Annotated in this window: 1 protein-coding gene; it reads right to left on the reverse strand. The window is 56.3% G+C overall.

Annotated elements, in window-relative coordinates; all coding sequences use genetic code 11:
• Positions 1 to 98: 98 nt before the first annotated feature.
• A partial coding sequence (locus tag LC073_RS21535; RefSeq protein WP_226649694.1) for a DUF1833 family protein occupies positions 99 to 677 on the reverse strand: 579 nt, incomplete at its 5' end.

The following is a 677-nucleotide window of genomic DNA, read 5'->3' on the forward strand; positions in this document are numbered from 1 at the left end:
CACATCGCGCACCAGCCCCCAGCAATCAAAGCCGTGCATATCCCGTCCGCCGTCTACATAGGGGACGGTGAGATAGTCGTTTATCCAAGACATAAGAGTTAGCCGTAGTATTTCAGGCCGGGGGCAAAATCGGGCGTGTAGAATTTATTGGGCCAGGCTTTATTCACCAGGTCGTGAAAGCTGGCGATGACTGACACAGAGGCCACATTGGCTTTACCCGATACCGCCGTCATCACCGTAGGCGGCTGTGCGGGGGCGGACAGATCGGATTCGAGGAACTGCCGATAAATCACTTGGACAGATCCGCCCGCCTCCAGCGCGGCATCAATATTTTGCAGCGCTTCGCCGGTGACATTATCCAGCTGGAACTGTAAATCCTGGCGGCCGCGCATTGAGCGCTGTGGCAGGGAAACCCCGAAGCCGCTCGCAATAAAAGTGGCTGTTTCTCCGTCTTCCAGCGTTGCCTCGATATCATCAAATCCCTGGCACAGGCGAATCGCTCCATCCGTAAATGCAGTGTGTTTCAGTTCTAGGGTGTGGAGAATAATTTGATCGATCGGGGCGCTGGCGTAGACGGTCTGCAGTACCTGGCTCATCAGAGCATCGCGACGCCGCGCCCGGCCAGCAGCGCTTTCAGGTAATCGTACATTTCCAGAATCTGCGCCTCGGACAGTGCG

The sequence above is a fragment of the Microbulbifer variabilis genome (genome assembly GCF_020524905.1).
Classification (GTDB): domain Bacteria; phylum Pseudomonadota; class Gammaproteobacteria; order Pseudomonadales; family Cellvibrionaceae; genus Microbulbifer; species Microbulbifer variabilis_A.